Source organism: Streptomyces sp. AP-93 (assembly GCF_022808175.1).
GTDB lineage: Bacteria > Actinomycetota > Actinomycetes > Streptomycetales > Streptomycetaceae > Streptomyces.
Genome location: NZ_JALGBX010000059.1, coordinates 1 through 8,003 on the forward strand (window position 1 = coordinate 1; position 8,003 = coordinate 8,003).

3 protein-coding genes are annotated in these 8,003 nt (G+C 70.9%); all 3 read right to left on the minus strand.

Annotation, left to right across the window (positions count from 1 at the left end; all coding sequences use genetic code 11):
• On the minus strand, positions 1–5,918 hold a 5,918-nt coding region (locus MTF69_RS42480), incomplete at its 3' end, for a type I polyketide synthase (protein ID WP_279346927.1).
• Positions 5,919–6,103: 185 nt separating this feature from the next.
• On the minus strand, positions 6,104–6,973 hold the full coding sequence (locus tag MTF69_RS42485) for a 3-hydroxybutyryl-CoA dehydrogenase (protein ID WP_243342187.1): 870 nt from the start codon (positions 6,971–6,973) through the stop codon (positions 6,104–6,106).
• On the minus strand, positions 6,970–7,926 hold the full coding sequence (locus MTF69_RS42490; protein ID WP_243342188.1) for a 3-oxoacyl-ACP synthase III family protein: 957 nt from the start codon (positions 7,924–7,926) through the stop codon (positions 6,970–6,972). Before MTF69_RS42490 ends, MTF69_RS42485 begins: the two co-directional genes overlap by 4 nt.
• Between the last annotated feature and the right edge of the window lie 77 nt (positions 7,927–8,003).

Here is an 8,003-nt window from a genome sequence, read left to right on the forward strand (position 1 = left end):
GCGCTGCCGCGGATGACGGCGAGGATGTGGTGGCCGTTGCGTTGGGCGTCGGAGAGGCGTTCGAGTACGAGCACGCCGACTCCTTCGGACCAGCCGGTGCCGTCGGCGTTGGCTGAGAAGGGTTTGCAGCGGCCGTCGGGTGCGAGGCCGCGTTGGCGGCTGAATTCGATGAAGGTGCCGGGTGAGGACATGACGGTGACGCCGCCTGCGAGGGCGAGGGAGACCTCGCCCTGGTGCAGGGCCTGCACTGCCATGTGGAGGGCGACCAGGGAGGAGGAGCAGGCGGTGTCGACCGTCACGGCCGGGCCCTCAAGCCCGAACGTATAAGAGATACGGCCCGACAGTACGCTCGCGGCCGATCCCGTCATCCGCTGGCCCTCGGCACCCGCGAGCCCGCCGCCGTCGTTGTCGCGGAACGAGAACGTGCCCGCGTACACGCCGGTGTCGGACCCGTGCAGGGTGGTGGGGTCGATGCCGGCCCGTTCGAAGGCCTCCCAGGAGGCCTCCAGCAGCAGCCGCTGCTGGGGATCCATGGCCAGTGCCTCGCGCGGCGAGATCCCGAAGAACTCGGCATCGAAATCGGCCGCGGAGCCGAGGAACCCGCCATGGCGTGTGTACGAGGTGCCCGCCGCCTCCACGTCGGCGTTGTACAGCGTCTCCAGGTTCCAGCCGCGGTTCCCGGGGAACTCGGAGATGGCGTCACCACCGGACGCGACGAGATCCCACAACGCCTCGGGTGACTCGACACCGCCAGGCAGACGGTTGCTCATCCCGACGATCACCACTGGGTCGTCGGCGCTCGAAGTGCCCGTGGTGGCCGCCCGCTCCGCCCTCTCCGGCGCGCCCAGCAGCTCGGATCGCAGATGACGGACAACCGCGTCGCCGGTCGGGTGGTCGAAGACAAGAGTTGCGGGCAGTCGTACACCCGCGGTCGCGCCCAGCCGGTTGCGGAACTCGACCGAGGTGAGGGAGTCGAAGCCCAGCTCCTTGAAGGTCCGCGCGGTGTCGACGGCGGCGCCCGACGCGTGTTCGAGGACCGCCGCGATCTGGTCGCGTACGAGGTCGGTGAGGGCGCGCTCGAGCTGGGACTCGGGGAGGTCAGCGAGGCGACGGGCGAACCCGGACACGCCCTCCGCGGCTATGGCCCGCCGTCGTACCGCGGAGGCTGCTACCGCCCGGCGGGGACTGCGGGCCCCCCGTACCACCCCGGACAGAATCGGGGGCACTGGTTCGACCCGTGTGCCGGTGTCGAACAAAGCGGGTATCAGCACGGCCTCGTCCATGGCCCGGGCTGTGCCGAGCAGCGCGGTGACATCACCGTCGGGCAGCGGCAGCCCACCCTCGGACGCGGCGTTCGACGCCCAGCGCCCCCAGGCGAGGGACACTGCCGGCAGGCCCAGGGCGCGGCGGTGGTGCGCCAGCGCGTCCAGGAGGGAAGCCGTACCGGCAGCGGACCAGTCGGCGCCGCCGACCGTTCCCACGACGGAGGAGAAGAGCAGGAACTCCGACAGCTTCAGGTGCCGGGTGAGCTCATGCAGATGCAGCGCCGCGTCGGCCCCGTCGGCTGTGCCCGCCGCATGCACCACAGCCGTCAGCGGGCGCGCGGCAGGCACCTCGGCCAGCAGCGCGGCCAGCGCGCCACGGTCACCGGTGTCGCAAGCGGCGAGGGTGACCTCGACGCCGGTCTCACGCAGCTCCGCGACGAGTTCGGCCGCGCCGGGGGCGGCCGCGCCCTCCGGGCCGGCCAGCAGCAGATGGCGGACGCCCCGTTCACCGGCGAGGTGCCGGGCCAGCAGGCCGACGGCCACTCCCGTGCCACCGGTGATCAGAACCGTTCCGTCCGACTCCCAAACCGGAGTGCGGTCCACTGCGGGCGCCGCCTTCTCCAGCCGGGGCACGAACAGCACCCCACCACGCAGGGCCACCTCGGACTCACCCGCCGCGAGGGCGGCGGGAAGCGAGGCCGCCGACTTCGGCTGGCCGTCGAGGTCCACCAGGCCGAACCGGCCGGGGTGCGCGGCTTGGGCGGACCGTACGAGGCCACTCACCGCAGCGTGAACGAGGTCCGGCACCGTGTCATCGGGACGGGCGGCAACCGCGCCGCCGGTGACCACGACCAATCGGGACCCGGCAAACCGAGCGTCCTCGGCCCAGGACAGCAACAGCTCCTGGAGGTCCATCTCTTCCCCGGCAAGCGGTACGAGGACCACCTCCGGCACTGCGGCCCCGTCGGCCAGAGCGTCGAGATCCGAGTACACCCGGGCATCCTCGATGTCGGCGCCCAGCGCGGCGCTCACACCGAGCCCGTCCGTGCCGAGCACTGCCCAGGATCCGTCGAAGGGCCTGCCGTCCGGCGTCGCCGACTCCTGCCATCGCATACGGAACAGCGCGTCGTGGTGCGGGGTACTCACCGTGGCCGCACGAAGTTCCTCGACGGGCACGTCACGCAGCCGCAGGGCCCCGACGGTGACCACGGGCAGTCCCGTCGCGTCGTCGCCACGCAGACTGTGCGTGCCGACGGCACCGGTCGTCATCCGGATCCCGAGCCGGAGCCGCGTCGCGCCGACCGCGTGCAGGCGTACGTCCTCCCACTCTGCCGTCCGTCCGCCCGGCCCCTGCTCGGTACCGAGTACGGCATCCAGCAGCGCGGGCGTCAGCAGTGCCGGGTGCAGCCGGTGGCCGTCGGCCGCCGTACCGTCCTCCTCGGCGAGTTCAGCCTCGGCGAAGGACTCGTCGCCGCGCCGCCAGAGCGCGGTCAGCCCCAGGTCGGCAGCGTGCTCGTCGACGGGAACCGCGCTTGCGCCGACGGGCGGCCACACGGAGGCATCCCCGAGAACGGCGTCATCGCCCGGCGGCGCAGGGACGAGCACACCTTCGGCATGGCGGGTCCACGGCCGTTCGGAGCCTGCGCTCTCCGGCCGTGAGTGCAGGGCCAGTGTGCGCCGCCCCGCCTCGTCGGCCGTTCCCACCACGACCTGCAGGTGTACCGAGTCCTCGGCTGCGAGTACCAGCGGGGCGAGCGGTGTCAGCCGCTCGACGCGGTCCGCGCCCGTCTCGGCGCCTGCCTGCAGCGCCAGTTCGAGGTACGCGGACGCAGGCAGCACCAGCCCGGCCGCCGGCTCAGTGGCCACAAGCCACCACAGGTGGTCCCGCGCAGCCAGCCGCCCGGTGAGGATGACCTCGCCCGAGTCCGCTCGCCGGACCACCGCCCCTAGCAGCGGATGCCGCGAGGCGGCCAGACCAGCCGAGCCCAAGTCCCCGGTGCGAGGCGGGGCCTGCAGCCAATGCCGCTCGCGCTGGAAGGCGTACGTGGGCAGAGCGATCCGGCGTCCGCCGGCCGCCTCGACCACGCGCCTCCAGTCGACCGGTGTTCCGTTCACGTGCAATCGGGCCAGCGCCGAGAGGAGAGTGGAGACTTCGGCGCGCGAGGCGCGCGCCGTGGGAACGAACAGAGGGGCCTCCTGGGTGACGCAGTCACGGCCCATCGCGGTGAGTACGGCATCCGGCCCGACCTCGAGGAACGTCCGCGCGCCCAGCTCCTCCAGGGCGCGCATTCCGTCGTGGAAGCGGACGCCCTCGCGGGCGTGCCGGACCCAGTGCTCGGGGGTGCAGATCTCCTCGGCGCTCACAGCGCGGCCCGTCAGGTTGGAGACGACCGTGATGTGTGGGGCGTGATAGGTGAGGCCTGAGGCGACTGTGCGGAAGTCGTCCAGCATGTCGTCCATGCGGGGGGAGTGGAAGGCATGGCTGACGCGCAACCGCTTGACCTTTCGGCCCCGCTCCTGCCACTGCCGGGCGACCTCCAGGACCGCTTCCTCGTCACCCGCGATCACCGTCGACAAGGGGCCGTTGACGGCGGCCACGGCCGCCTCGGACTCCCGTCCCGTCAGAGTCGGCAGCAGCTCCGCCTCGGAGGCCTGAACGGCGACCATCGCGCCGCCCTCGGGCAGCCGCTGCATCAGCCGTCCGCGCGCCGCGACCAGGGCGCAGGCGTCGGCCAGGGACAGCACGCCCGCGACATGGGCGGCGGAGAGCTCGCCGACGGAGTGGCCGAGGATCAGGGCCGGGGTGACACCCCAGTGCTCCAGGAGCCGGTAGACGGCGACTTCGAACGCGAACAGGGCGACCTGGGTGTAGCCGGTCAGATGGAGCAGATCGGCGTCGACGGTCCCCTCCTCGGCGAACATGACCTCGCGCAACGGCCGGTCGAGCACGCCGTCGACGTGCGCGCACACCTCGTCCAGGGCGCGGGCGAAGACCGGGTACGCGGCATACAGCTCGCGTCCCATGCCCGGGCGCTGGCTGCCCTGGCCCGTGAACAGGAAGGCGGTTTCGCCCGAACGGGCCTTCCCGTGATGGACGTTGGATCCCTGCGAAAGGTCCGCGAGAGAGGCGAGCAGGGTGTCACGGTCCTCGGCGAGGACGGCTGTGCGGTGCGCGAAGTGGGTGCGCGTCGTCGCCAGCGAGTGCACGATGTCGCCGAGTTGCGCCTCGGGACGGTCGGCAATGTGCTCCAGCAGGCGGGCGGCCTGGTCGCGCAGCGCCTCCTCGGTCCGTCCTGACAGCAGTGCCGGGGCTGGCACCGCGCCATCCTCCGCAGTGGCTTCCGGGGCCTGCTCGGACGCGACCGGATGCCAGTCGGACAGCACGAGATGACAGTTGGTGCCTCCCATGCCGAACGAGCTGACCCCCGCGATCACCGGATCGCCCCCCTCGCCACTCAGCGGCCGCGCCTCCGTGTTCACCTCGATCCGCAGGTCATCCAGAGGGATCGCGGGGTTCGGCCGACTGAAGTTCAGGCTCGGCGCGAGCGTCCCCTTGTGCAGGCACAGCACCGTCTTGATCAGTCCGGCGATGCCCGCGGCACCCTCCAGATGGCCGATGTTGGTCTTCACCGAGCCGACCAGCAGCGGAGCGTCCCCAGAGCGGTCCACCCCGAGCACGGCGCCGAGCGCGGCCGCCTCGATCGGGTCGCCGACCGGTGTCCCGGTGCCATGCAGCTCCACGAACCGCACATCAGCAGGCGAGACATCCGCCTTCGCGTAGGCACTCCGCAGGACATCCTGCTGCGCGGAGCCGCGCGGCGTCGTCAGGGCGGCTCCGCCGCCGTCGTTGTTCACGGCACCGCCGCGGATGACGGCGTACACCGTGTCGCCATCGGCGATGGCGTGGCGCAGCGTCTTGAGGACGACGACCCCGCCGCCCTCGCCGCGAACGTAGCCGTTGGCGCGGTCGTCGAAGGTGTATGTCGTCCCCTCGGGGGACAGCGCACCGAACCGATCCGCGACCGCGAAGCCCTCAGGTACCAGATTCAGGCTGACACCGCCGGCCAGCGCCACGGAGCTCTCTCCGGAGCGGAGGCTCTCGCAGGCCAGCTGGACGGCGACCAGCGAGGACGACTGCCCGGTGTCGACCACCAGGCTCGGGCCCTGTAGCCCGAGTGCGTACGAGACGCGGTTCGCGATGATGCTGCGGCTGGTGCCGGTGATCGAATGGTGGGTCACGCCCTCGGAGCCGTGGCCGTGTGCGAGCTTGGCGTAGTCGTCCCAGATCGCGCCGATGAACACGCCCACCGAACTGTCCCGCAGATCCCCGGGCAGCATCCCGGCGTTCTCCAATGACTCCCAGGCGAGTTCGAGAGCCAACCGCTGCTGCGGGTCGATGGCCGCCGCCTCGCGGGGCGAGATGCCGAAGAACTCCGGGTCAAACGTGTCGACACGGTCGAGGTAGCCCGCCGGCTTGGCGGCGGCGATGGCCGGCAGACCCGGCCGCCCCTCGGGAACCGGTCCGACAGCGGTTTCGCCGTCCGACAGCAGCCGCCAGAAGGCTTCGGGGTCGGCTGTGCCGGGGAAGCGGCAGGAAAGACCGACGACGGCAATGGAATCGTCCGGCACGGGGGACCCGGGACGGATGGCCATGTTCTTCGCTCCCTATCGACGACACCCCGCGCGGAAGGACGCCCTCACGCGGGGAAAGTGCTGAATGTTCTGACAGCTCTTGCTCGGAACGCGAGGGAGCGCCTCGGGGCGCTCCCTCGCGGGGATCTACGTGCTGAAATGCGGGCGCGCGCGAGTGGCGGCGCCGACGCCTGCTTCGCGTACGCCTACTTCGCGTACGTGTGGAAACCGCGGCCGGACTTCTTACCCAGCAGACCGCTCTCGACCATGCGCCGCAGCAGCGCGGGCGGCGCATGGAGCGGCTCCCTGAACTCCTCGTACATCGCCTCGGCGATCGAGAGAGTCGTGTCGAGGCCGATCATGTCGGCAAGTGCCAGCGGCCCGAGCGGATGGGAACAACCCTGTGTCATGCCCCGGTCGATGACCTCCGCAGTCGCATGACCGGAGTCGACCATGCGGATCGCGGACAACAAGTACGGGAACAGGAGGGCGTTCACGACGAAGCCGGCGCGGTCAGGCGACTTGATGACCGTCTTGCCGAGCGCCCCGGCCACGAACGCCTCAGCAAGAGTGCTCACCTGAGGACTCGTCAGAACTGAATCGACCACCTCGACCAGCGGCAGCACCGGCACCGGGTTGAAGAAGTGAATCCCCACCACCCGCTCCGGCCGGCTGGTGGCCCGGGCGAGGCGCGCGATCGAGAGCGACGACGTGTTGGACGCGAGAATCGCGTCCGGTGTCTCGACGATCTTGTCGAGGGAGGCGAAGACGTGCAACTTGACGTCCTCGTCCTCCTTCACGGCCTCGATCACCAGCTGCCGGTCGTGCAGTTCACCCATGTCACGGGTGAAGACGATCCGACCCATTGCCTCGTCACGCTGAACCGCGGTGAGCTTGCCCCTGCTCACGGCCCGGTCGAGGGAGCGGGCAACCCGCTCCGGCCCGGCCTCCAGGGAACGGTCCGACGATACGGAGACCGTCACATCGCGGCCCGCCTTCGCACACAGCTCCGCGATCCCGGCGCCCATGATGCCGCTGCCGATGACACCGACCCGCAAGATCTCCCCGGCCTTCATGCGGACACCCCCCAGCGCAGCAGCGACGCGCCGATCGACATACCGCCGCCGAAGCCGGCCAGCAGCACCAGATCACCAGGAGCGAGGGCACCCGAGCGGTTCGCCTCGTCCAGTGCGACCGGCACGGACGCGCTCCCCACGTTGCCGTACTTCTGCAGCGTGCGATGGGTCGTGGCCGTTGTCAGCCCGGCCAGTTCGACGACCTCGCCGAGCATCACGCCGTTGGCCTGATGCGGCACGAAGTGATCCACCTGATCCAGTCCGATGCCCACCCGCTCCGCCAGCGCGGTCAGCGCCGGCGGCACATGCTCGGTGACGAAGTCCCTTACTCCGCGCCCGTTCATCTTGAAGAAGTGCCCGCCCTCGGCGACCGTGGCCGCCGACGCGGGATTGCGGCTGCCGCCCGCCTCGACCCGGATCAGATCGTGCGCGTCTCCGCGGCTGGCCAGATCGATGCCGATGATCCCGTACGGCGCGGCCACAGGACCGACGACGGCCGCTCCCGCACCGTCGGCGAACAGCACGGCCGTCCGCCGGTCGCCGAAATCGAGGATCCGCGAGTACAGATCCGCACCGATCACCAGGACGTGGGAGCCCGGCCGGCGCTCGGCGAGCGCACGTGCCAGTTCAAGCGCGTACACGAAGCCGCTGCACACCACATTGACGTCGAAGCACGCCGCCCCGTACGCGCCGAGGGCGTCCTGGACCAGATAGGACGTCGGCGGCTGCGGAAAGTCACCCGTCGACGTGGACACGATCAGGTAGTCGATCCGGTCCGCCGCAAGCCCCGCCTGCTCCAGAGCCCGTTCGGCGGCCCGCACCGCCAGATCGGACGTCGCCTCGTCCGGCGCCGCGTAACGCCGCGACACGATCTGCGTCTTGCGCTCGATCCACTCGGCCGTGACACCGACGCGCGCCGCGACCTCCTCGTTGCCGACCTCGTCCTTCGGCAGATATTGATCCGAAACGGTTTGGGTTCTGGGTCGTTGGTGGTGTGTGAGCGATCTGGTGGGGGACGCGCGGCATCTGT